Source organism: Halobacteriovorax sp. RT-2-6, from assembly GCF_047085025.1.
Classification (GTDB): Bacteria; Bdellovibrionota; Bacteriovoracia; order Bacteriovoracales; family Bacteriovoracaceae; genus Halobacteriovorax_A.
This window is the reverse complement of the sequence record NZ_JBKIYH010000001.1, coordinates 1,303,307-1,327,617: the sequence shown is the minus strand read 5'-3', so window position 1 is coordinate 1,327,617 and position 24,311 is coordinate 1,303,307. Positions and strand designations below refer to the sequence as shown.

At 37.2% G+C, this 24,311-nt stretch carries 24 protein-coding genes; 20 read left to right on the top strand and 4 right to left on the bottom strand.

Translation table 11 applies throughout. The features are described 5' to 3' along the window. The first annotated feature begins 26 nt into the window (after positions 1-26). From ACMAYS_RS06280 to ACMAYS_RS06255, 6 genes are all read left to right on the top strand, one after another. Positions 27-800 (top strand): cell division ATP-binding protein FtsE, encoded by a 774-nt coding sequence (locus tag ACMAYS_RS06280; protein ID WP_146037737.1) that lies wholly within the window; start codon positions 27-29, stop codon positions 798-800. After that, the gene (locus ACMAYS_RS06275; protein ID WP_103216374.1) at positions 788-1,585 is read left to right on the top strand and encodes a hypothetical protein; all 798 of its coding nucleotides are present in this window, start codon (positions 788-790) and stop codon (positions 1,583-1,585) included. The genes ACMAYS_RS06280 and ACMAYS_RS06275 overlap by 13 nt, the downstream gene beginning before the upstream one ends. After that, entirely contained in the window at positions 1,570-2,622 is a 1,053-nt protein-coding gene (locus tag ACMAYS_RS06270) for a murein hydrolase activator EnvC family protein (RefSeq protein WP_392990925.1), read from the top strand. The genes ACMAYS_RS06275 and ACMAYS_RS06270 overlap by 16 nt, the downstream gene beginning before the upstream one ends. Positions 2,623-2,636: 14 nt before the next feature. Continuing rightward, positions 2,637-3,983: a S41 family peptidase gene (locus ACMAYS_RS06265; protein ID WP_103216376.1), complete on the top strand. Its 1,347-nt coding sequence runs from the start codon at positions 2,637-2,639 to the stop codon at positions 3,981-3,983. A 66-nt stretch (positions 3,984-4,049) separates the two neighbouring features. Continuing rightward, entirely contained in the window at positions 4,050-5,348 is a 1,299-nt protein-coding gene (xseA, locus tag ACMAYS_RS06260) for an exodeoxyribonuclease VII large subunit (RefSeq protein WP_392990927.1), read from the top strand. Then, positions 5,348-6,784, top strand: coding sequence for a histidine kinase dimerization/phospho-acceptor domain-containing protein (locus ACMAYS_RS06255; RefSeq protein WP_412462948.1), 1,437 nt, complete (start codon positions 5,348-5,350; stop codon positions 6,782-6,784). Before xseA ends, ACMAYS_RS06255 begins: the two co-directional genes overlap by 1 nt. Here ACMAYS_RS06255 and ACMAYS_RS06250 read toward each other — a convergent pair whose 3' ends face one another. The 3 genes from ACMAYS_RS06250 to ACMAYS_RS06240 form a co-directional block, all read right to left on the bottom strand. Then, positions 6,785-8,113, bottom strand: coding sequence for a PolC-type DNA polymerase III (locus ACMAYS_RS06250; RefSeq protein WP_392990931.1), 1,329 nt, complete (start codon positions 8,111-8,113; stop codon positions 6,785-6,787). It abuts the gene before it with no gap. A 97-nt stretch (positions 8,114-8,210) separates the two neighbouring features. After that, on the bottom strand, positions 8,211-9,035 hold the full coding sequence (locus tag ACMAYS_RS06245; RefSeq protein ID WP_103216380.1) for a purine-nucleoside phosphorylase: 825 nt from the start codon (positions 9,033-9,035) through the stop codon (positions 8,211-8,213). 8 nt (positions 9,036-9,043) lie between these two features. After that, on the bottom strand, positions 9,044-10,363 hold the full coding sequence (locus tag ACMAYS_RS06240; protein ID WP_103216381.1) for a thymidine phosphorylase: 1,320 nt from the start codon (positions 10,361-10,363) through the stop codon (positions 9,044-9,046). A 161-nt stretch (positions 10,364-10,524) separates the two neighbouring features. On the opposite strand from ACMAYS_RS06240, the gene ACMAYS_RS06235 reads away from it, so the two are divergent. The 13 genes from ACMAYS_RS06235 to ACMAYS_RS06175 all read left to right on the top strand — a co-directional run bounded on the left by ACMAYS_RS06235 (position 10,525) and on the right by ACMAYS_RS06175 (position 22,982). Further along, entirely contained in the window at positions 10,525-10,920 is a 396-nt protein-coding gene (locus tag ACMAYS_RS06235) for a hypothetical protein (protein ID WP_103216382.1), read from the top strand. 86 nt (positions 10,921-11,006) lie between these two features. Next, positions 11,007-12,221, top strand: coding sequence for a NupC/NupG family nucleoside CNT transporter (locus ACMAYS_RS06230; protein WP_103216383.1), 1,215 nt, complete (start codon positions 11,007-11,009; stop codon positions 12,219-12,221). A 182-nt stretch (positions 12,222-12,403) separates the two neighbouring features. Further along, positions 12,404-13,975: an Rne/Rng family ribonuclease gene (locus ACMAYS_RS06225; RefSeq protein ID WP_103216384.1), complete on the top strand. Its 1,572-nt coding sequence runs from the start codon at positions 12,404-12,406 to the stop codon at positions 13,973-13,975. A gap of 49 nt (positions 13,976-14,024) precedes the next feature. Then, the gene (locus tag ACMAYS_RS06220) at positions 14,025-14,636 is read left to right on the top strand and encodes an LON peptidase substrate-binding domain-containing protein (protein WP_103216385.1); all 612 of its coding nucleotides are present in this window, start codon (positions 14,025-14,027) and stop codon (positions 14,634-14,636) included. A 323-nt stretch (positions 14,637-14,959) separates the two neighbouring features. Further along, complete coding sequence (gene rpsR / locus ACMAYS_RS06215) at positions 14,960-15,577, top strand: 30S ribosomal protein S18 (protein WP_103216386.1); 618 nt, start codon at positions 14,960-14,962, stop codon at positions 15,575-15,577. A 41-nt stretch (positions 15,578-15,618) separates the two neighbouring features. Further along, positions 15,619-16,629 carry a DUF2232 domain-containing protein gene (locus ACMAYS_RS06210; protein ID WP_103216387.1) on the top strand — a complete coding sequence of 337 codons (1,011 nt, stop codon included), beginning with the start codon at positions 15,619-15,621 and terminating at the stop codon, positions 16,627-16,629. A gap of 1 nt (position 16,630) precedes the next feature. Next, a complete protein-coding gene (gene rplI, locus ACMAYS_RS06205; protein ID WP_103216388.1) occupies positions 16,631-17,245 on the top strand; it encodes a 50S ribosomal protein L9 in 615 nt (204 codons plus the stop codon). A 71-nt stretch (positions 17,246-17,316) separates the two neighbouring features. Further along, the gene (gene dnaB / locus ACMAYS_RS06200; RefSeq protein WP_233189671.1) at positions 17,317-18,678 is read left to right on the top strand and encodes a replicative DNA helicase; all 1,362 of its coding nucleotides are present in this window, start codon (positions 17,317-17,319) and stop codon (positions 18,676-18,678) included. Further along, the gene (locus tag ACMAYS_RS06195) at positions 18,665-19,813 is read left to right on the top strand and encodes a chorismate-binding protein (RefSeq protein ID WP_412462947.1); all 1,149 of its coding nucleotides are present in this window, start codon (positions 18,665-18,667) and stop codon (positions 19,811-19,813) included. The genes dnaB and ACMAYS_RS06195 overlap by 14 nt, the downstream gene beginning before the upstream one ends. Before the next feature lie 132 nt (positions 19,814-19,945). Continuing rightward, the gene (locus ACMAYS_RS06190) at positions 19,946-20,179 is read left to right on the top strand and encodes a hypothetical protein (protein WP_021266251.1); all 234 of its coding nucleotides are present in this window, start codon (positions 19,946-19,948) and stop codon (positions 20,177-20,179) included. Positions 20,180-20,414: 235 nt separating this feature from the next. After that, the gene (locus ACMAYS_RS06185; RefSeq protein WP_103216391.1) at positions 20,415-21,182 is read left to right on the top strand and encodes a motility protein A; all 768 of its coding nucleotides are present in this window, start codon (positions 20,415-20,417) and stop codon (positions 21,180-21,182) included. Between the two features lie 65 nt (positions 21,183-21,247). After that, positions 21,248-22,093 (top strand): flagellar motor protein MotB, encoded by an 846-nt coding sequence (locus ACMAYS_RS06180; RefSeq protein WP_103216392.1) that lies wholly within the window; start codon positions 21,248-21,250, stop codon positions 22,091-22,093. Next, positions 22,068-22,982 (top strand): pseudouridine synthase, encoded by a 915-nt coding sequence (locus ACMAYS_RS06175; RefSeq protein WP_412462946.1) that lies wholly within the window; start codon positions 22,068-22,070, stop codon positions 22,980-22,982. The genes ACMAYS_RS06180 and ACMAYS_RS06175 overlap by 26 nt, the downstream gene beginning before the upstream one ends. On the opposite strand, the gene ACMAYS_RS06170 is transcribed toward ACMAYS_RS06175, so the two are convergent. Further along, complete coding sequence (locus ACMAYS_RS06170; RefSeq protein WP_146037738.1) at positions 22,932-23,429, bottom strand: hypothetical protein; 498 nt, start codon at positions 23,427-23,429, stop codon at positions 22,932-22,934. The two genes, ACMAYS_RS06175 and ACMAYS_RS06170, sit on opposite strands and share 51 nt — an antisense overlap. A 90-nt stretch (positions 23,430-23,519) precedes the next feature. Between ACMAYS_RS06170 and ACMAYS_RS06165 the strand changes: the two genes are divergently transcribed. Then, a complete protein-coding gene (locus ACMAYS_RS06165; protein ID WP_103216395.1) occupies positions 23,520-24,305 on the top strand; it encodes a WYL domain-containing protein in 786 nt (261 codons plus the stop codon). The last annotated feature ends 6 nt before the right edge of the window (positions 24,306-24,311 follow it).

Below are 24,311 nucleotides of genomic sequence, written 5' to 3'. Positions count from 1 at the left end.
ATTTGATTTTGTTATAAAATTATAGAGTGGCAAAGAGGATTTTTGCCCAATTCAAGTTAGGAAGATTTGAATATTTAAATGAAGGACTCATATCAATGATCTCAAGCAGTTACGCGAATCAAGCAAGTAATTTATTTGGAAACCAGAATTTAAATACGAATATGTATTTTACGCTGGAGAATGTCACTGTTGATTTCGACGGAATCAAGGCCATTTCCAATATCAATTTGCAAATTAGAAAAGGTGAAATTGTCTTTGTTACCGGGGCTTCTGGAGCGGGGAAAACAACACTTCTAAATGTTCTTGCAGGAAACGTTTCACCGACGAGCGGAACGATTAAAATTGATGATCGAGTTTTTACAACACAAGTTTTTCAAGATTTAAGACTGATTGAAAATATGAGTCTAATCGATAATTTACAATTTGCATTTGATCCAAGTGTGTATCGTTCTCGCAAAGAATTTGAGAGCGACTTAAACGAGCTAATTAAAATTCTAGGAATTAAAAATCGCGTAAAACTTAAGGCCAAGGATGCTAATGGGGGACTAAGACAAAAAGTTGCCATCATTCGCGCGCTACTTGCAAAGCCTGACGTATTTATTGCGGATGAGCCATCAAGTTCACTAGACTTTGATAATACAAAAAGACTTTTTGATTTATTAAATATCTATAATGCGAAAAGAGGGACAACAATTATTTGGGCCTCTCATAATCGCGAATTAGTACAACGTTTCACGGGACGAATTATCCACCTAGATAACTCTCGTCTAATCCACTCGGGGCATGCATGTTTTATTTAAAAGAATTAGCTCGTTTCACAAAAAATAATCTTTTTGGGCAAGCGCTTTTTTCTCTTTTAACAATCTCTCTTGTTATTTCTGTTTCTAACTATGACAGTTTTAAAAAGAAGATTTCAAATGCGCTTCCTGCAATTCAAAATGAGTATTACTTTAATGCTCTCGTTGATGGGGATTTAAACACATCAAGTATTTCTAGAAAGATTAAGGGACTACCTGGAGTAAAGGGTGTTGAAGCGATCAGTGCAACAAAGAGCATGGCCGTAACAAACCAACTTAAAGATGTTCTAGAACTTGGAAAAGATGAAATTACTTCAATTATCTCAATGAAGGGTTTAAAAATTATTTTAGATGAGAAAGTTTCGGAGAGTTCGACTAACCTTATTAGAGAATACTTAGTTCGTTTAACAGGTAAGGACAATGTTGTTCTAGGAAGTGTGAGAAAGAAAATTTCAAATTCACAATCTTGGAAAAATGTAATGAATGAACTAAAGAGAAGACCGCTTCAAGTTTTAATCACTGTTCTAGCTCTTTTTTGGGTTGTTGCTTTTATGACTATTAAGCGCAACTTAAAGCAGGTTTCTTACCTTATTGAAAAGTTTCAAAGAAAGAAGAATGTCGCTTTCAAAATGTACACAGTGAATATTATCGCATCAACTCTTATTGGTTGCGCTCTATCATTTGCCTTCTTCTCTCCGGATGAAGTATTTACATTAATAGTAAGTGCAGCATTATTAACAACTTCTGCGTGGTACACAATCGGGAAACTTGAATGGCAAAAAGCTTAGTTCTTTTCACAGTTCTATTAATTACTTCAGCTTCAATGAGGGCCGAGGCGGCACCAAACTTGAATGCGATTAAAGGGCAGGTAACTGATTCTCGCAGCAAGATCGACAATTACAAAAAGTCGATTCAATCAATCGAAACTCAATTACAGACAAAGAATGAAGACTATCTTCAGGCCATGAAATCAAGACAAGATCTTGATTATCAAATTTTTGAATTAGAAAAAAATCTTAATCAATCTTTATTTGACCTGGAATCAGATAAAGTTCGTGTAAAAAAGACGATTCGTCATGTTGCCTTAAGTTACATGGAAAACTCGACGCACGAAGACCTTGTGAAAAGTCAGCTTCTTTTAAAGTCTCTAAAGAATGAAAAGAAAGAGATTCAATCAAAAATTGATTATTGTACAGACCTAAAAAAGAAGACATTTGAACTTAGAACTCGTTTGAGTGAAACAGTAAAAATAGAAAGAGAGCTTTATACTCTTTTACAAGAGCTTGAAACTCGTAAAAGCTCAACTGTTCAAGAATTCTTAACTGAAAAAGAAAATCACGAAAAATTAAAATCAGAATATAGTAAGTTAAGAAAATCACAACAACTTGCTAAAAAGAAAGCTCAAGCAAAACTAAAAGTAAGTAAAAACAAAGCAAGTAGCTCTTCGACTAAGTTAGTTGCTAATTTTGCTGTTCCTGTTAAAAAATTTATTTCGACAGAAAATGGCAAGAAAGGAATTACTTATACTGTTAAGAGTGGACAAGAAATTTTTGCGACCAAAGCTGGAAAAGTTGAATATGTAGGTTCACTGGCCAACGTAGGTAATGTGATTATGGTGGATCATGGAAATGATATTCGTAGTATCTATCTTGGTGACTTCGCAGCAAGCGTAAAAAAGGGACAAGCTGTTGATCTTGGCTCATCTGTTGCAAAAACAAGATTCTCAATTAAGAAGGGGAATCTAAGTAAAGTTTATTTTGAAATTAGAAAGAAAAATACAGCACAAAATACAGCACAACTAATTAATAATAAAATTAATATTTAAAATTAGGAATAATAATGAAAAAGCTATTTGTTGCTCTTATGCTTACGGCATTTGTAGCACCTGCTCAGGCAAAGCAAACTGAGAGGTCGCGTTTTGAAAAGCTCGAACTCTTCAATAAAGTTATTCATATCATCGAAACAAATTATTACCGAAAGGTAGATATTGATAAGCTCATTGATGGAGCACTAAAGGGAATGTTTCAAACATTAGACCCTCACTCTGCATTTTTAGATGAAGAAGTATTCAAGAAGATGCAAGAAGACACAAGTGGCGAGTATGGTGGACTTGGAATAGAAGTTACGCAAAAAGATGGTGTTCTTGTCATTACAACTCCAATCGAGGATTCTCCTGCTGAAAAAGCGGGCCTTCTGCCAGGAGATAAAATTGTTGAAATTAATAATGAGTCAACAATTGGTATCACTCTTGATGAAGCCGTTGATCGTATGAAAGGTGAGCTTGGAACTGTTATTAACCTAGGAATCCTAAGAGCTGGTGAAAAAGATATTCGTAACTTCAAGGTAAAGCGCCAAAAGATCAAGACTAAGCCAGTTAAGTCATTTGCAGTAAATAACTATGCTGTTATTCGTTTAAGCCAATTTCAAAAAGATGCAGCTGAATATGTAGTAAAGGCACTTAAAAAGGAAAAAAAGAAACTTGGAAAGAATTTTAGAGGAGTTGTTTTAGATCTTCGCTCGAACCCAGGTGGACTTTTAAATGAAGCAGTAAATCTTGCTTCAATCTTTTTAAATGATGGAGTAGTTGTTTCGACTGAAGGTCGTGATCCAAAGAATAAAGAAATTCGTTATGTTAAAAAGAGTGGCCATAAAGAACTAGAGATACCTGTTGCTGTATTAATTAACGGCTCAAGTGCTTCTGCTTCTGAAATTGTGGCAGGTGCTCTCCAAGATCACAAGCGTGCTCTAATTGTTGGGACAAATTCTTTTGGAAAAGGAAGTGTACAAACCGTTTCTCAAGTTTCAGAAGAGCAGGGGATTAAACTTACAATTGCCCAGTATATGACACCAAAAGGAAGAAAAATTCAGGCCCTTGGTATTAAGCCTGATGTTCAAGTTTCACAAGTCGAAGGTGAATTTGTTGAAGAGCATATGTATGATGATGGTGGAGTAAGAGAAGTCGATCTTAGAAATCACTTAACGGCCACTGTTGAAACTGAAGAAGAAAAGGAAGCTCGTCTTAAGCGTGAAAAAGCAGCACGTTTAAAAAGAATTGAAAGAGCAAAAGAAATCAATCAAAAGAAAGATGAATCATCGGTAGCTAGAAAGTATTCGGCCGACAAAGACTACCAAGTTCTTCAGGCAATTAAATTTTTAAACGCAGTCAATAAATTTCAAAATATCTAGTTGAAATCACAGTGGGATGACGCTCTTTGTCTTCCCACTTTGTGCCTTTTTTAACATCATTAAGGGATGAATAATAAAGTCCCATCAGTCTCACAACTCGTAAATCACATTAAGAAAAATCTCGAGTCTAATTATCAAAATATTAGTGTAACAGGAGAGGTTTCAAACCTTAGCTCCTCTGGTGCAGGACATTGGTATTTCTCTCTTGGTGATGGCAGTGCCCTCATGCAAATGGCCCTCTTTAAAATGGATGCCATGAGAAATCCAGTCATTAAAAATATTCGTGCAGGAGATAAGGTTATTGTCTCTGGTTCTGTCTCTGTTTATCCGAGTCGTGGAACTTTTCAGTTAATTGTTAAGCGTATTGTGCCGGCGGGTAAGGGTGATCTTCAGGAACAATTTGAATTATTAAAAAAGAAACTTCAAGCAGAAGGTCTTTTTGATATGAGTTCAAAGCAGCCGATACCGACGATGCCAAAACGCATCGGTGTAATTACGGCAAAAGGAGCCGCGGCCCTGCAAGACTTTTTAAATGTATCTCAAAGAAGATCTGAGTATCATCAGGTTCTTCTTTCACCGGCCCTGGTTCAAGGAGTAAATGCTCCTGCCTCAATTCGTAAGGCCCTTGAAAAACTCATTGCTTATCATTTAAAGGCAAAAGAAGAGGGGCGTACTAAAGATATGTTAGATGTTATCGTTCTCACTCGTGGTGGTGGGTCGATGGAAGACCTCTGGGCGTTTAATGACGAAGCACTTGCTTGGGATATTTATAATTGCCCAATCCCAACGATTAGTGCCGTTGGTCACCAAGTGGACTTTACCATCTCTGATTATGTGGCCGATCTTAGGATGGAGACGCCTTCAGCTGCTGCAGAAGTTTTAACTCAAAAATTTATGGCCTTAGATTCTGATATGAATCGCATTCGTAAGGATTTAAAAGGTGCCATGAATATGGAACTTCGTCGTCGCTATGATGTTCTTTCTGAAACGTCACCGAAGAGTTTCCTCATTGCTCTTAAATCGAAAATTTCAGATTATAAGCATGAGCTTGAGAAGCTAAATCTTATTAAGAGAAAAGAACAGATCCTATCTCTTTATGAATATACTTTTGAGCTTGATCGCCTTAGTCGTCAGCTCGTAAAAGCAATCCAAAATAAAATTGTGAATTATAAAAATAAGAATATGGAATTTGAAAAAATTCTTGGTGCCTTAAATCCTAAAAATGTTCTAACTCGTGGATATGCTTACACGCAAATTGGTGACAAGGTCATTAGCTCTGCCAAGGACATGGCAAAGCTTGAAAATGTCGATGTGGATATTCACTACGCTGACGGTAAGGTGACTCTTCATAAAGGAGTTAACTAGTGAGTGCATCTCTTGGCTTTCAAGATAGTGAAGTTAATTCGCCTAAACAAAATTTTTACTACCACTCAAATATAGAGATTGATGAAGAGCTGGAGCGCAATCTAAACTATTCTGGATTTAGCTCTAGTGATTATGAATTTGATTTTTCAATTGAATCTAGTATCCCTCTAATTGTTAAGTTAGAAGACCACATTATTGAGATTGAAACAATAGAGAATCTTAAAGAGCTTCTTCATTTCAAAAGAGAGCTTGCAAGAGTCTTTAAATTAAACTCTAGTATGGCCAGTGCCAATCTAGATGAAATGGAAATCGCAGGTCTTTATCTTGAAAAGGTATATCAAGATAATGATGAGAATTTTATAGCTGAACTTTTTAAGATCTCTGAAGTCAAAAATGAATTTAATATTAAGGTAATCGATAAAGCCGATTCACATCTTTACCCTGTTAAAGAAGACTATTGTTTTGAAGATAGTACTTCTTATTATCTACTTACTGTAAAAGGGGATAGGGAAGAAGCTTTTTTGGCCGCACAAGCGATCGCCAATGTTATTCAATTAATTAATGTTAACCAAGAAGAGCTTTCAAGTGAGCAGTTAGGTGTTACAGACCTAATTAACAAATTGTCATATCCTGTTGTTATTTTGAGTGATGATGGTATCGTTCACTATCATAATGATCATTTTCTAAAGCTTGGTATCACACCAAATAATCTTATTAAGAATATTGATTCAGGATGGTTAGATATTGGAGATCAAAAGTATAAAATTCTTTCAAGTACAACTTCTAATTTAAAAACAATTTGTCTTGTTAAACAGGAATTCAATTATACAAAGTCTCACTCTGAACTTGGTATTATTACAAGCTCGATTGCCCACGAACTCAATAATCCTCTTGCGGGAATTCTTGCGGCCATTAATATGTTAGAACTTGAAGAGTGGGAAGAAGACGATTTAACAATCCTAAATGAAATGAAGGCGTCAGCAAATCGTTGTAAAAATCTGATTAATACCTTCCTCGGTTTCGCCAAGGTTAACGATCAACTAAGTCGCCAAAGTACTTTCTCTAGCATTCTGCAACAGGCAATCTCGCTACTAAGTAATCGAAAAATAGAATCGGGAATATCGATTCATACAAATATTTCAAATGATCTCAAAGAATATGCCATCAGTGGTGCGAGTCTTCCAATCATTCTCTACTTAATCCTAAGTGAGATGATGACGCTTAAAAATCACGAACTCTTAATTGATGCTAGCTCAAACTCAATCGATTGTAACTTCTATCGTAGTGAACATGACATCATTCTTACGGTAAAGAATCTCAATATCGAAGGACAAAAGAGTAAGATCTTAAACCGCTTAATCATCCACTTACTTGCTCTTGAAAATTCACGGGTTGAAATTCATGGGCAGGATATTGTGATTTATAATTTGGTCTGATTAAATAAACGCTTCCGGATAATTATACTTATTCGGATTCACTTCAATGAACTTATCAAGTTGAGTAAAGAAGAAGTCCTTATTCTTTAGGGCAAATGAATCCTTAAAGATCATAAGCTCGCGTTCTTGGCGTAGGTTCTTTGCCATATAAAGATTAACAAGTTCCTGCAGCATTTCAGGGAAGTGAATTTCTTTAAGCTTCTGCGCTTTCTTGCGATTAGACTTTGAGTTGATATATTGAATTAGCTTCTTGTCGTGACCAGGGTAGCGAAAGATTAAACCTTGTCTAATCCCTAGGGCGCCAAGAGGGTAGATTGTATATTGTTCTGGCACAAGGTGATTCATAAGAACGAAGTCAGCTTGCTTGATTTTTTGAAGCTCTTCTTTGTACTCGGCGTTTAGTTCTTCTTTCGTACCATCGCCAATCAGGTTTTGACGAAGCATTGTGATGGCCTCTTCTTGATCGGCTTCATCCATTTTATTAAATGAATGATTAAAGCGAATAAGGGCCTCTAGAATTGGTCCACTAAGTTTTATCGAAATTGTTTGCCATTCGAGATCTTTAATACGCTCACTAATGAATTGAATTTCATTATCTTTGTTCGTACATGGGAAAGAGAAGAGGATCACTCCGTTTTGTCCTTTTACTGTAATAACAAAAGGAGCAAAAATCTTTTTCATCTTTGCTACGATTTCTTCGTGCTCACTTGTATCTTTTTTAAAGTTACAAAGATCGAGCTCGTAGCGATTTTTTGGGTAGTAAAGATGATTGATCTTCTTAATATCTTTTTCAATAAAGATATTGAGATAGTTTAAGAAGAGTTGGGCCGTCGCGATAGCATCATCAAGGGCACGGTGTGCCTTTTGGTGAGAAATATTAAAAATACGCGACATATAGTTTAGATTCGAGTTCATGAGAGTTGGAATAAGATACTTCGTCATAAGGTTTGTACACAAACCCTTATTCTCAAGTTGCTTTCTTCCAAGCCTTTCTAAAACTGAATTTAAAAATGGAATATCAAATGAAGAGTTGTGAGCGATAAGAACTCGGTCACCAATAAACTCTAGAACTTCATCAATAACGGCATCAATTATTGGTGCGCCCTCAACTTCATCTTGTGTGATGGAAGTTAGCTTTTGAATGAAGTCTGGGATTTTTCTTTCTGGATTGATAAGAAAGCTTTTTTGAGCTCCTACTTCCAGGTTATCGATTTGGACAAGTCCAATTTCAATGATTTTATCTTTTTTCTGGTTTCCACCAGTCGTTTCTAAATCGAAGACGCAGAAGCTCATGTCTGCTAGCATTTTCTTTGAAGAATGTGTTTCCATCAATAATCCATGAAAGCCGAGTATTCACTCGTGGTTAGGTATTGAATAGATTATAGCAAAGTTCTCCCCACCGAGGTAGGGAGAAATTATGATTTTTTTATTTGATATTTGAGATAACTTCTTCAAGAAGCTCTAGAAATTTCTTCATTACACGAGCGGCCTCGTGCTTAATATCATCGTGATTTAGTTTAGTATTCTCAATCCCTGCGGCCATATTTGTCACACAAGAGATACCAAGAACATCAAGTCCCATGTGGTTAGCAGCAATACACTCTTGTACTGTCGACATTCCAACAAGGTCTCCACCAAAATTACGATACATACGAATTTCCGCCGGAGTTTCATAAGTTGGTCCCATTACACCAACGTAAACACCTTCTTTAAGATCATATGAAATATTCTTTGCCGAAGCATGTGCAATTTCTTTAAGAGCAGGTGACCATGCATAAGTCATATCTGGAAAACGAGTTCCTAGCTCTTCAATATTTTCTCCCACAAGACAGTTTTCACCAGTTAAGTTTAGGTGATCTGTAATTAGAACAAGTGAACCAGAGCTGTAATCTAAATTAATTCCACCAGCAGCATTTGTGATGATTAGATTCTTAATACCAAGTGTTTTTAAAACGCGGACAGGAAAAACAACTTCATCAAGAGAGTGGCCTTCATAGCGGTGAATACGTCCTTGCATAACAGCTACAACTTTTCCACCTAGCTCACCCATAACAAGTTGACCTTTGTGGCCCTTAACTTTTGTCTTTTTAAAACCTGGGATTTCTTCGTAGCTGATTTCAACTTTGTTTTCTAAAAGGTTAGCAAATTCACCAAGTCCTGAACCTAGGATAACTCCAATATCAGGTGCCTTGTCATATTTGCTTTGGATATAACTTTTTGTCTCTTCTAGTCTTTTAAAAATTGCGTGCATACGTACCTCTAGATTTCCTTCACTTCAAAGATTAACTTACTTGCTTTAGGCTTAGCAGTTGTAACTTTAATATCTTTCTTTAAGTCTGCAAGGATAGCTTCAACTTGTTTCTTCTGATCTTTGTTATGGTAGATCTCAACAAGTGCTTCACCTTTAGAAACCTTGTCACCAACTTTCTTATTAAGAATAAAACCAACTCCAAAGTCGATCTTATCAGTTGCTTTTGCACGTCCACCACCAAGGCTTACACAGTGTAGACCCATGTTCTTACAAGCAATCGCAGAAACGTAACCATTCTTAGTTGCGCTAAATACAGTCTTCTCTTTTGCTAGAGGTAGGCGAGAGTAGTCGTCACAAACTTTCTCATCTCCGCCTTGAACCTTAATAAGGTTTTTGAAAACTTTAAGTGCTTTTCCATTATCAATTACTGCTTGCGCTTTCTTTTCACCTTCTTTAAGTGAATCAGCTTTTCCTGCAATATAGATCATTGCACCTGCAAGCTTAACACTGATATCAGTTAAGTCTTTTGGACCGTTACCTTTTAGTGTCTCAATTGATTCGATGATCTCTAGAGAGTTACCAATATACTGACCTAGTGGTTGATTCATATCTGTAATCATTGTGATCATACGCTTATCAAAGCGCTTTGCTGTATCACGAAGACTTTTTGCTAGTGCTTTTGCATCCTTGATATTATCCATGAATGCACCGTCACCAACTTTAATATCCATTACGATACCATTAGCACCTTCTGCTAATTTCTTACTCATGATTGATGCTGTAATTAATGGGATTGATTCAACTGTTCCCGTTACATCTCTTAGACCGTAGATGATTTTGTCAGCAGGAGCGATATCCTTTGTTTGACCAATAAGAACGATCTTCTCTTTATTAAGTTGCTTTTTGAATTGTTCAAGAGTTAGTTCAGTTTTGAATCCTTTAATCGATTCAACTTTATCAACTGTTCCACCTGTATGGCCTAAACCACGTCCGGCCATCATTGGAACCTTAACTCCGCATGCCGTAGCGATTGGGCCAAGAATGAACGATGCCTTGTCTCCAACACCACCAGTTGAGTGTTTGTCGATCACGTTCACTCCTGAGAACTTTAGCGTCTTTCCAGAGTAAAGCATGGCATCTGTAAGAGCGGCAGTTTCTTTTACGCTCATACCATTTAAGTAAATGGCCATTAGTAGTGCAGACATTTGATAGTCAGCAACGTCACCATTTGTAATCCCATTTATGAACCACTTAATTTCTTCATCTGTTAATTTTTTACCATCTCTTTTTTTTGAGATGATCTGATATGCGCTAAAATTTTCCGACATAGTATTCCTTTTAAAAATTTAATTCCCTAATAATTCCTGTGCATTTATTGCATCAAATTACTTATGCGTATAGAATAGTAAAAGGGTCATTATAGACACGGCCATTAGAGGTGGCAATGATGAAACTTAATGCGTAGCGCAGGGATTTTAAGGTTTTAGAAATGTTCAAAAAAATTATCATTATATGTTTAGCTCTTACATTTTCATTCTCTTCATTTGCACAAACAAATTTTAAGGAAGAAGGATTACGTGACTTAACAACTGTTGCTGGTCTTGGCCTTGGTGGTGCTATTCTTGGTCTGTCGACATTATCTTTTGTTGAGGAGCCTAAGGATCACCTTAAAAATATTCTCGTTGGTGCTGCTGTAGGGATTGTTGTTGGTGTTGGTGTTGTAGCCTACAATCAAGCTGCAAAGTCGCAGGCGACAATTCGTCAAACAGGTTACCGTGACTTTGATACGACTAGTCGTCTTAATTGGCATGCGTCAAATACGGCACAAGATATCAAAGAGTTTAATGCTGTAAATCCAAAAGTTGGTTGGTCGTTTAACTTCTAATTATTCTTTTTTATTGTCCATTTATGCTCAAACCTATACTCTAAGGCTAATTTTAGAATTAATTTAATTTAGTAATAGGGTATTCCATGGAAAGAGTTATTTCGGCATTTGGTTTGATCGTTATGGTTGGTGTTGCTTTTGCATTATCAAATAACCGTAAGAAAATTAATTGGCGACTTGTTCTTTCTGGCTTAGCTCTTCAGATCTTCTTTGGTCTCATCATTCTAAAAACTGATGTAGGGCAAAACTTCTTTGAAGGTGCACGTGGTTTTTTCACTGCAATTCTAAATTATACTAACGAAGGTTCAGGCTTTATCTTTGGTCCACTTTCAAATGTTCCAAAATTCGGCTTTATTTTCTTTGTCATGGTTCTTCCGACAATTATTTTTATGTCTTCATTAATGAGTGTATTTTATCACTTAGGTATCATGCAGGTTGTTATTAAGGCTTTTGCTAAAGTCATGTCAGTTGTGATGGGGACATCGGGAGCTGAGTCTCTAGCGGCCGCTGCCAATATCTTTGCTGGGCAAACTGAGGCACCACTTGTGGTAAAGCCACTGGTTTCAAAAATGACACAATCGGAACTTATGGCGCTAATGACTGGTGGAATGGCCACTGTTGCAGGTGGGGTTCTTGCTTCATATGTTGGTTTTGGAATTGATGCTGCACACTTACTTTCGGCATCAGTTATGTCGGCTCCAGCGGCACTTGTTTGTGCCAAGCTTATGGTGCCAGAGACACAAGAGTCTCTAACTCAAGGTGACTTAAAATTAGATTTAAAAGATAACAGTGTAAATTTAATCGATGCTGCGGCCAATGGTGCAAGTGAAGGTGTAAAGCTTGCCATTAATGTTGGTGCAATGTTGATTGCAATCATTGCTCTTGTAGCAATGTTCAACGGTGCTCTTGGCCTAATCACAGGTTGGTTTGGTTTTGAAGGAATTACTCTTGAGCTAATCATGGGTAAATTATTTGCTCCATTTGCTTGGTTATTAGGTGTTGAGTGGAAGGATGCGGAAATCGTGGGAATGCTTCTTGGTAAGAAGTTAGTACTAAATGAGTTCGTGGCCTACTTAGACCTTAAGGCGAATATGGGTAACCTATCAGAGCGCTCAATTACTATTGCAACGTATGCCCTTTGTGGTTTTGCCAATTTCTCATCAATTGGGATTCAAATTGGTGGAATCGGTGGGATCGCTGAAAACCGTAAGCAAGACCTTGCAAAGCTAGGTGTGAAGTCTCTAATTGCAGGGACACTTGCATGTTTCATGACGGCCTGTATCGCTGGTATCTTCATTTAATTCTAATTTATTTTAATGATTGATTAGTTGAGTAGGGTAACGCGGAATATTATATCTTCTAGCGCAAAACCTTGCCCAGACGTACAATTATTAGTAGGTTAAAGTCTTTGGCTTGAGCTATGCTCGCCGACTTGCCTCGTGTTTTTATTGCATATTTCGATTTGAGTTTAAAAGGAATATATATGTCTAAAGATTTAATTATTAACAAAACAGTTAACGAGTGGCGTGCTGTTTTGATGGAGAATGGTGAAATTCTCGACTTCCTAATGGAGAGAACTAAGCCAACGACAACGCCGCATCCACGCCTTGGGAATATCTACCGAGGAAAAGTATTAAGAGTTTTACCAGGAATGCAGTCTGCATTCGTTGACATCGGCTATTCAAAAGCAGCTTTCCTCTACGTTGATGATGCTTATCTTCCGACTCTTGATGAGCAAAGAGAGATGGCAAAGAAGGCCGAGGAAATTAAGAAAGAGAAGAAAGAAAATGGTCTTGTGATTCCTGATGAGTTAGCAACTCTTTCAGAATCGATGGATATGAAAATGCGTCCAGAGTCTGCAACGATTGAATCATTCTTAAAAGAAGGGGATGAGATCATTGTTCAAGTTGCAAAAGAGCCTATTTCAACTAAAGGTCCACGTGTTACTCGTCATGTAACAATCCCTGGGCGCTATGTTGTTTATATGCCTTTTATTGAGCACACTGGTGTTTCTCGCCGTATTGAAAATGAGGAAGAGCGTGATCGTCTAAAAGAGATGCTTGAGACAATTCGTCCAGAAGGTAAGGGTGTTATTGCTCGTACTGTTGCGGAAGGAAGCTCATATAAAACTCTTAAGTCTGACTACGATATGCTGACAAAAATTTGGAAAGAGGTGCAAAAGAAATCTGAAAAAGAAAAAGCACCTGCGCTTTGTTATGAAGACTTAACTTTTATTCAACGAGTTTTAAGAGATATTACAGATGAAGATGTTGATAATATTATTATCGACGATAAAGACGGTGTGAAAGAAGTTGAAAAATTTGCAACAAAGTATCTTCCACAAATTAAGGGGAAGGCAAAATTCTTTGATGAAACAAATCCGATCTTTGAAAAATTTGGTGTTGATATTGAAATTGAAAGGGGACTAAGCAATAAGGTTTACCTTCGTTCAGGTGGTTCACTAAATATCGATCAAACAGAGGCCCTTGTTTCAATTGACGTTAACACGGGTAAATTTGTCGGACGAAAAACATTAGAAGAAACAATTCTTCGCACTAATCTTGAAGCAGTTAAAGAGATCGCTTATCAGCTAAGACTTAGAAACTGTGGTGGGATTATTATTATCGACTTTATCGATATGGAAAAAGTTGAAAACCGCGAAGCTGTTTATAACTCACTAGTAGACGCTCTTAAGAAAGATCGTTCAAAAACAAAAGTCCTTCCTATTTCCGAACTAGGGCTTGTTGAGATGACTCGAAAGAGAACTCGTGACACTCTTACACGTATCATGTGTGAGCCTTGTCCATACTGTGAAGGAAATGGAATTGTAAAAACAGTAAATACGATTTGCTATGAGATTGTTCGTGAACTTGGAAAGAAAATTCGCAACAATCCAGAGTCAAAGAAGATATCAATTTATGCTCACCCAGAAGTGACGGCATCTCTTTGTGGTGAAGAGCTTGATATTATCGAAACGATGGAAGAGGTATTCAGCGTTAATCTTCAGATTCGCTCGGAGAACTCTTATCACGTTGAACAATACGAAATATTCTAGCTGCATGGGTGCCTAAGGCACCCTTACTTGCTTTTAAGGTTTTACTGATATGAGAGCACTTCTATTCCCATTACATAAAGTTTCATATCAGGCGATCTTAAAAAAGCCCCTCAATATTTTTGAACCACGCTACATTCATATGATTCATGAAGCAGAGAAAACTAATACACCTGTCGCTTTGGCCTATGCGACTTTGCAAGATGCTGATGAAGAAGCTGATACCATTGGAATTGACCATGAAAAGTATCATGCGGTAAAGAGAGTGGTGGGGCTTGGCCGCGTACAAATTCTTCAAAAATCAAAAGATGGAACAATGCTTGTTGTCCTTGAGCCTCTTTTTAAAGGTCTCATCATGGACGTCTATAATGAAGAGCTTCCATTTAATACAATTGAAGTCGACCCGATTACAGAGTTTTTAACAGTGATGCCTGAGCACATGATTTCACTGCAAAGGCTTGGTCTCGTTTTTCGTCATTGGGCAAAATCATTTTTTAAAAATCAAGTTGAGTACGATGCCCTCATGGAAGCAACAAAAGATCCTGTTGTTTTAATCGGGGCCATTACTGAATTTGTGGTTACTTCGCCAGATCTAAAGCAGGGAATTCTTGAAATCGATGATATCAACGCTAAGATCGACGTCCTCCTTGAATGGCTCGACTAAAGTAGTACGCGCCACCTTATCGAGAATTCAGTAGTTTAGGTTGTTCTCTTTTGAATAAATTGAAAAAAATTCGCATATTTAGGCTATTTTACGCTCATTAGAGGGATATTATTACCGTAGCTATCACCTAAGTATCCGAAACTACATAGCTCTGCCCCTCCTTTTATTGTCCAACGTATTGTAATCACGTAAAGGTGGCGCGTACCCGAAGTCGCTTTACACAAAGCGCTGTTGCTGATAGATTAGCACCACATTTGACCGTTAATTTACTCGCTTCCCTGTGGTAGGGAGGCCAATAATAACTATTGTCCAGGAGATAAAGTATGATTTATGAGTTAGCATTAGTAGCTCACGCGGGCGCAACTGAAGAGCAACAAACTAGCCTTAAAAACCTAGTAGCAGAAGTTGTAAAAAATTACGAAGGTGAAGTCCTTTTAACTGATGATTGGGGAATGAGAACATTTGCTCAAACTGCCAAGAACGGTGCTAAAACAGGTAACTACATCTATTTCATCGTTTCAGGTAACAAAGACCTAAACACAGAACTTCAAAGACGTTTCAAAATCAACGAAGACGTTCACAAGTATCTAATCATTAAACTAGCAGACAACAACGCAGACGCAGAAGCTGTTGTTAAAGCTTACAAAACTCCATTCTCAAAAGCTCACCCAGGTTCACAAACTGATGAACTAGAAAAAGGTGCAGAAAAAGATAAGAGAAGATTTGCTAAGAGAAAGAACTGTTGGTTCAAAGCAAACAGCATCACTGCAGACTGGAAAGATCCAAAAACTTACAACTGGCTTATCAACGAGTTTGGTAAAATTCAACCAGCAAGAGTTACAGGTGTTTCTACTAAGCACCACAGATGGGCACAATCTGCAATTAAGAGAGCAAGAAATATTGGTCTAGTATCTCACGTTAGAGGTGACTTCGCTCACTAAGAGCGTTGAGAACTTAGTCTTAAGGGAATTAGAAAAAGATAATGAACGATAAGAAACCAAACACATTTACACTTATCTCAAAAGATAACTTCACAATTGGGAAGTTACTTTTCTTATGTGTAGTGAGTTTGATCTTAAGTGTTGCTTATCCACTAGGTGTATTTTCACCACTTCCAGTGGCATTCGCTTTCTTAATCTATGGAAACTTAAAGACGCTTGTGACTTTCGGTGTAATGATCGTTCTTTGCTTTATTGCTGCACAATCGAACGACTCTTTTTTAATCCTTGCTAACTCGGCGTACGTTTTATTCTACGCTGTTATCATTGGTTACTTGAGTGCCGCTACGATTTTACGCAATGAAGATCCTGTAAAAGGATTATTAAAGAGAGGATTTATACTCCTACTTGTGATCTTCGGACTTTTGGGAACAATTGAAGTGATTTTTCCTTCAACAATCTCGACGACGATTACAACTTCAGTAAATGAAGGTTTGTCACAATTAAAGAATTCACCAGATTATAAAGAATTAATTGCTCGCGGTGGTGAAGTCGCAGCAACTTACCAAAGTGTTTTTGAAAACCCAGAAGATATCATTAAGAGAATCTATCAATGGGGCTTCTCTGTTATTTTTGTAAGTACGTTCTTTATTTTATGGTTAACAGTTTTCATGCTTTTAAGAAATGCAAAGTTATGGAAAATGCTTCATGGCTACAAATTTGGTCTAAAGCACTTTGTGCGCTTTCAAGTGCCAGAGTACTTTGCCCTTATCGTAGTTATTGGGCTAGCTCTCTTCTTAGGTGGAGAGTATATTGGTGGTGAGATTGTTGAGGTTATTGGCCTTAATATCTTACTTTGCTTAGGAATATTCTATTTCTTTCAAGGAATGGGTGTTTACTTAGACTTCTTAAAATATATTAAGGTGACTGGGTTTGTTCGCTCAATTCTTGCGATTATGACTATTTTCTTTGCTCATCGTTTTATTGCGATTGTTGGCCTATTAGACTATTGGGTCAACTTTAGAAGATTTTTTAAAAATAATAAGGAGATATAAAATGAAAGTTATTCTTAAAGAAACTGTAAAGTCTCTTGGTAACGTTGGTGAGATCGTTAACGTTTCAGCTGGTTATGCAAGAAACTTCCTAATTCCAAATGGTGCTGCAGTTCTAGCTGATGAATCAAACACAGCTCAGGTTAAGCACTTTGAGAAACTACTTGCTAAGCAAGTTGAAGCTGATAAAGCATCTGCAACAAAAGTTGCTGGTGCAATCAATGGACTAAACATTGAACTTATCAAAAGAGTTGGTACTAACGGTAAACTATTTGGTTCTGTTACTACTCACGAACTTTCTCTTGAGCTAGGTAAACTAGGTCACGATGTAGAAAGAAGACACCTTCTTCTAGAAAACCCAATCCGTGCGATTGGTAGCTACGAAGTTAAAGCTAAAGTTTTCGCAGGTGTAGATGCTACTTTTACAGTAACTGTAAAAATGGATCCAGCTCAAGAAGAAGAAAACAAGAAAAAAGCTGAAGAACTTGCTGCAATGAAAGCTGCTCAAGAACTTCTTGCTAAAGAAGCTGCTGAAGCTGCTGCTTCTGGTGACAACTCAGGTGAGATGTCTGAAGAAGAAAAGCTTAAGATGGAAGCTAATAGAATCCTAAGAAGCTAATTTTTTTCTTATATTAAAGAGGGGGGCTTTAAGCCTCCCTTCTTTTTTCTAATCATATTATGGGGCAGAATATGGTTGAGCAAAACAACTCGAACAACGCAAGAACACTTCCAAACGATACTCTTTCTGAGAAATCTCTACTTTCATGCTTAATTTTAGATAGTATGTCATTTGATGAAATCTCTGATTTAAAATTAGAGGGAAAGGATTTTTATAATCCGAAATATGGAATTGTATTCGATGCCATTAAAGATATGGTTCACTCGAATAACCCTGTTGATTACGTAACAATTTGTTCATATCTTTCAGACCACAATCGCCTTGATGAAATTGGTGGTCAGAACTTCATTCTTGATATTACAGAAGATCAGGTATCAAGTGCAAACCTTCGTCACTATGCAAAGACTGTAAAAGACAAGGCGTCTCTTAGAGACCTCGTTCGCCAAGCTAGAAAGGTAGCGGACAAAGGTGCAACTTTCTCTGGAAATGCACAAGACTTCATTCAGGAAGTAGAATCAATCTTCTTTGGTCTTACAAACGAGGCCAAGCAAGGAAGTATGATTAAGCTTAATGAGTGTCTAAAAGAAAACATTAAAGAAATTGAAGATACATCGCGCGTTGCCGGTGAGATTCATGGTGTACCGACTGGTTATGGTGCCCTTGATAAGTTATTACTTGGTATGCAACCTGGTCAGTTAATTATTCTAGCTGCCCGTCCTGCCATGGGGAAGACTGCTCTTGCTCTAAACGTTGCACAGAATGCTTGTGAGTTCTCAAAACTTCCAGTTGCTCTTTTCTCTCTGGAGATGATGGCCAAGGAACTTTCAATGAGACTTCTAACTCAACGTGCGAAGATCGATTCAAAAAGAATTCGTACAAAAGAGTTCCTTGAAACAGATTTAAGAAAAATTGGGCAGGGGATTCAGCAACTTGCTGATATGCCAATTTATATTAATGATAATGCTGGGACAAACCTTCTCGATATTCAGTCTGCTTGTCGTAAGATCAAAGCATCTGAAGGTCTGGGACTTGTGGTTATCGACTACCTTCAGCTAATGAGTTCACACAATAAGATGCTTCCTCGTGAACAGCAGATTGCGGAAATTTCAAGGGGCCTAAAGAATATGGCCAAGGAACTTGAGTGTCCGGTAATCGCACTTTCACAGCTTAACCGTGGGGTTGAATCACGTCCTAACAAACGTCCAATGACTTCGGATCTTCGTGAATCTGGATCAATTGAGCAGGATGCGGATATTATTATGTTCGTATATCGTGATGAATATTATAACCCTGATACAAAAGATCAGGGGATTGCAGAAGTTATCGTTGGTAAAAACCGTGGTGGTGAAGTTGGAACTGCAAAGCTAACATTCGTTGGTGCGCATACAAGTTTCGAAAATATCGCCTATGCACAAGACGATGGCAGAAACTAGTCAATCGACTTACGCTCTCTTTAAACATGAAGAAGGCTTCTTAAAACTTGAGAGGCCTTCAAAATACCTTCATATAACAAATAAGAAAATTTACGATCGACTCCGTCAAACTGAACAGGACTTCTCTGTTGCTGCTTTAAAAGACTTATTAGGACACTGCTGGCATGTGCAATCTCTGCATTATGAATTAGGCCATTACTTTTTGTCTGATGCCCCTTACTTTGAAGAAGAGCTAAGCCTTGCAACACTTATAAACTTTGAAGAGAAAAGCATTATAAGGCCTACAGAAGCCCATAAGAAAACGACAGCTACAGTAGAAAAAATTATTACTAAAGATGAGTATGAAAATCTATTTCATAAGACATATGAAAATTTATTGGCCGGAAATTGTTACCAGCTAAATCTAACTTCTCTTATCGAGTTAAAAATTTCAAATACAGATGATCTGATTAATACATTTTTAAGTATAGAGCTTTATCCCAAGCTCGGTGAATTTGCACATATCCTAAGTCTTCCATTTGAAGAGCGTCTCGTTATTAGTAATTCTCCAGAATGCTTATACGAGTATGACCACGAAAGAAAAAAGCTCACAACAAGACCAATCAAGGGAACTGTGGCCGATCATCTTGGCAAAGACTTCTTAATTAACGATGTCAAAAATACAAGTGAACTCAATATAATTACAGACCTCTTAAGACATGATCTGTCTGCCATTGGAAAAAACTTTTCAAAAGTTGAATCAATGCGCGAATTTTTTTATGTGCCAGGACTTATTCATCAGTACTCTAAAATAAGTGTAGAGCTAGAAGAGTGCAACAACCTCTCTTTAGTTACCTCCCTGTTTCCAGGAGGAAGTATCACTGGTGCACCGAAGAAAAGAGTCGTGGAATTGATAAAAAATATCGAAAATAAAGACCGAGGAATTTACACAGGTTCTACCATTTTAAATTTTGACAATATTTATAAATCATCTATAAATATCCGTTCTTTAGATATTGCATCATCTTCTAACCTCGCTCTATACGGGGCAGGAGGAGGAATCACTCTACTAAGTGACGCTGAGAGCGAATTCTTCGAACTAAAAGCCAAAGCTAATAGCTTTCTTAAGGTTTTCTTTAAGGATGTAAAAATCTAATAAATTCTTACATCTGTTTTGTTAGTTTTGACATTCAAATATCACGCTAGATATGATTTTTTTGTGACAAAGTGAAGCAAAGGATTGCTCCAACATGGATCGTTGAAAATTTGTCGCAGGAGAGGGAAGTCAATGGATATGACAAACAACACAACACAGACAACACAGAACAAAGATACTCACAACAAGGACGTTATGGTGCAATTAAATGATTTAGTTGAAATCTCAGGTGTACCAACTGATTTCATTAAGAAAGAGTTAATGCTTGATGATACTGTTTCAATGGATGAATTGAGATCAAAAATGCTTAAGTTTCTCGACACAACATTTCAAGAGAATGGTGTCGATACTTCTAAAGTAAAATAGTCAGTTAATCTTTTGGAAACATAGGACTTGTTTCTCAATAATCTCCTTAATGCCCTTCTTATTAAGCTTAGGTTTAGTGAGAGGGGCATTTTTTTATTCTCCTTACTGAACATCTTCAATCGGTAGAAATTTCCACAACTATGCAATTTAAAGTGCTTACTAAAATTTTATTAAGGTAAGACTTCTCATTTCCGATACTTAGAATGAAATAGGAAAATTTTCATAGGAATGTTGTATGGATATAGCATCAGTCATTGGATTAGTATTAGCAGTAGGTGGAATCATGGGTTCCATTATGTCAGGTGGGGCGATCTCAATTTTCATTGATGTCCCTTCAGTACTTGTTGTTGGTCTAGGTCTAATCGGAGTAACTCTTTATCGTTGGCCAATGGAGGTTGTAAAAGGTCTTGTTGCAATTGCAATGAAATCGATCTTCTTCACGCCAGTTGATCCTAAAGACAAAATTAACAAAATTAAAGAACTAGCAGAGCTTGCCAGACGTGAGTCAGTTTTTGCTTTAGAGAAAGCTGAAATTGATGATCCGTTTATGAAGAAGGCGATGACTCTTGCAGCGGATAACAGACCTCCTGAAGTTATTGCTTCGATTCTCCAAATGGATATTGATTCAATGGAGTCTCGTCACAAGACTGGGGCAGATGTTTTTGATGGTGTTGCGGCAGATGGCCCTGCTATGGGAATGATCGGGACCCTAATCGGTCTGGTACAGATGCTTCAGAACCTTTCAGATCCGTCGGCGATTGGTCCGGCCATGGCCGTTGCCCTTCTGACAACGTTCTATGGTGCGATTATTGCCAACGTTTTTGCAGGACCTGTTAAAAATAAAATTTCATACCGATCACAAATGGAACTTATGTCCATGAGTATCGTAGTAGCGGGAACACTTGGAATTGTTGCAGGTGAAAACCCTCGTATGATTATTGAAAAACTTAATTCATTCCTTCCGCCAAGTGAAAGATCTGCTTCGGATGAAGGTGAAGAATAGGCTTAAAACCAATAAAAAAACCAGTATTTGAGGAATAAATACTAAAGGTAATCAAGGAGTAAGAAATGGCAGATGATAGTGCTGCAGTAGTAGATGATGGTGGTAAAGCAAAGTGTCCTGAGTGTGTTCCTGGCCTTCCGGGGTGGATGGCTACATTCTCTGACCTTGTAACACTTCTACTAACATTCTTCGTACTACTTCTTTCTTTTGCAAAGACTGAGACTGCTAAGTATGAAGCGGCCCTTGGTTCAATTCGCAATGCCTTTGGTGGTAACGTTCTTCAGCAGGGTGAAGTTATTCAAAAGGGGAAGTCTCCTGATAACTTTCCAACAATGATGGAATCACAAACTCCAATCAAACCATTTCCAATTGAATTTCTTACAATGGAAGGGTTACTTGATAAACACGAAATTAATCGTGGCTCTGAAGAAGTTTTAAAAAATATGCGCCACGACCTTAAGGAATTTAACTTAAGCGAAAATGTGACAGTATATGAACAATCTGAAGGGATCGTTGTTCGTATAAAAGATAAAATCTATTTTAAACGCGGCTCTGTTGAAATTGAATCAACAAAGATTGCGGTATCTTCTTATCAGCGAATGATTGATCTTCTTAAAAAGCGAAATTGGAAAGTCTTTGTTATGGGTTATGCTGCTCGCGGTGAAGTTTCTAATGATGGTAAGAGTGATGCTCTTGAGTTATCATCGGCCCGTGCCACTGCGGCCACAAAATCTCTCATTAGAAGAGGGATCAATCCAGAAAGAATTTCAACGGTATTTTATGGTGATACTCGTTTAACTGATCTTCCTGGTCGATCTCAAATGGAGATTGATAATGAAAATCGTAAAGTTGAATTTATGATTAGAAAACGTGATCTAGAAGATAATGGCCACAAAGTTGAAGCACAATAATAATTTCTGTAATCTCACTGAAAAAGATACATTAAAGGAGTTCCTTAAAGGGGAGCTCCATTTTTCCAATAAAGCAATCAAGACCTCTTATATATCAAAGGTTGCGCTTCAGTCGCATCTTGCTCCTAAGAGTGAGCTATATCTGCCAAGAGACCTTTTAAATCGCTATCACGTCAATCCTATCTACACAGGAGTTGCTATTGAAGTGATTTATGAGGATGATATTTTTATCGTTTTAAATAAGCCACAGGGGATCCACGGACACCCTATGGAGTATAGTGAAACAAATACTGTTCTTAATTTCATGCGTGATCACTTTAATCTTCCAAGTCTTGGAAACCCTCGATCTGATTATGAGAAAGGACTTTTATATCGCCTTGATAAGTTAACGAGTGGTGTGCTTATCTATATTAAAGATGAGCTCATCCATGAGAATCTTCGTAATTCTTTTTCTCAAATTGCAAAAGAGAAGACTTACTTGGCCGTCGTAAGTGGCAAGCTTGAAGAGAGTTTACATCTAATAGATCGTCTCGTTTCAAGTGGAATTAAAGGTGAGAAGATGATTGTGAATGATGTTGGAGTGGAAGCGACTTTAAAGGTAGATTCTCTCTACTATCACGAAAGAAAGAATCTTACGTTAGTTAGGGTTACACTCAACGAAGGACATCGCCATCAGATACGTGTTCAACTTTCTAATGCTGGCCTTCCAATTATCGGGGATCCGCTTTATAACGAAGAATATAATAAAGAACAAGATAAGCGTCTTTATTTACACGCATTTCAGTATTGCTTAGACGTTAATGGACACACGACTTGTTTTAAAGCAGAGAAGGCAGACTTATTCTGCGACCTCTTGGACTTGGATAGTCTGATGGATGTGGCGAGCTAGGTTATTCTTATTCTTAAGAGTCTTTAACTTCACGACATATTTCCCTTCTGAAAGAGAAGAGAGAATCATTTTTGGGTGAACAAGTTTCACAACGACCATCATCGTACGCTCAAGACTTTCATCCATAGCATAGCGTGAAATTGAAATATAAGAATTGGCCAACGCCTTATACATTTCTTGGCGAAGGATTTCTTTGTCAGTGCCTTCTGGTACGATCTTTTCATCAACAGGAATTGTCACTTCGAGATTATTTTTATTACATTCAATTTTCCAAGAAGGGTGCATATACTTATCAAGACGCACTTTTACTGAACGACATGAAGTTGCAAGCATACTATCCGCTCTTTTTTGAAAGGCACCGTTTTCTCTTAACTGAAAGATAAAGATAATAAATATTAATATTCCGAATCCTAGTACTGGATTTCTAAGTAGTGATTTCAATACCATAGCAATATTATCGCACTAAATTTTATAAAAATCACTAAAGGAAATGATGGCCATATCCGATAAATATAGTAGGTTATTTAAGGAGCTGTAATGACGTCATTTTCGTCTATGGAAGATCAAAATTTTTGGAATATTTTGTTTAATTTAGAAGAAATTAGAAAGCCAATCAGTTTGGTTACTTTCCTAAGAAAAAATCACATTAATCGAGATGAATTCTATATGTTCTATGAGAAGTCTCACTTTTATGGGTTGTCGATTGATCTGCGCCCTAAGGATGATGAATTCTTATTAATGCCACTTTCTTGGCGTAGAGATTATGGAGATGTATTACTGGAGAATACTTCACATCGTGAATTGATCAAAGATATCCAGGCCGCTTGTAAAGAAGGAAGAGTGTGTGAGTTTACTTTCTTAGATCAATCAAAAAAGAAAGTTAGACCTTGGCGAGTCGTTCTTTCTCAAAATCTATATAAAGTCATTAGTGAAGATGTTGTGACTAAGAAATTAATCACTATTGATATGAACGAAGTCGATGATATTGAATTTCAAGAATTCGACTACTCTTCCATGTATTCACGATTTGAAATTGAAGAATATATCAATGCCTTAAGACATATTGATGGAAGTGACCAGCGCTTAGTCCTAAAGTTAAATTATGGCTTTGAGTTACCTCCAATTAGTAATTTAATCTTTCTTGGTCATCCATACTCAACAACAAATCAGTATGGAGAAATCATTTGGGCGGCCTCAGTTGAAAAGTCGCTATACTTATTTGACTGGCTATATTCAATGCGTGATCAAATTGAAATTCTTGAACCAAGTTGTATTAAAGAAGAATTTGAGGAGTTTTGCCAGAAAAGAAGAAATGCTGCATAATCCGAT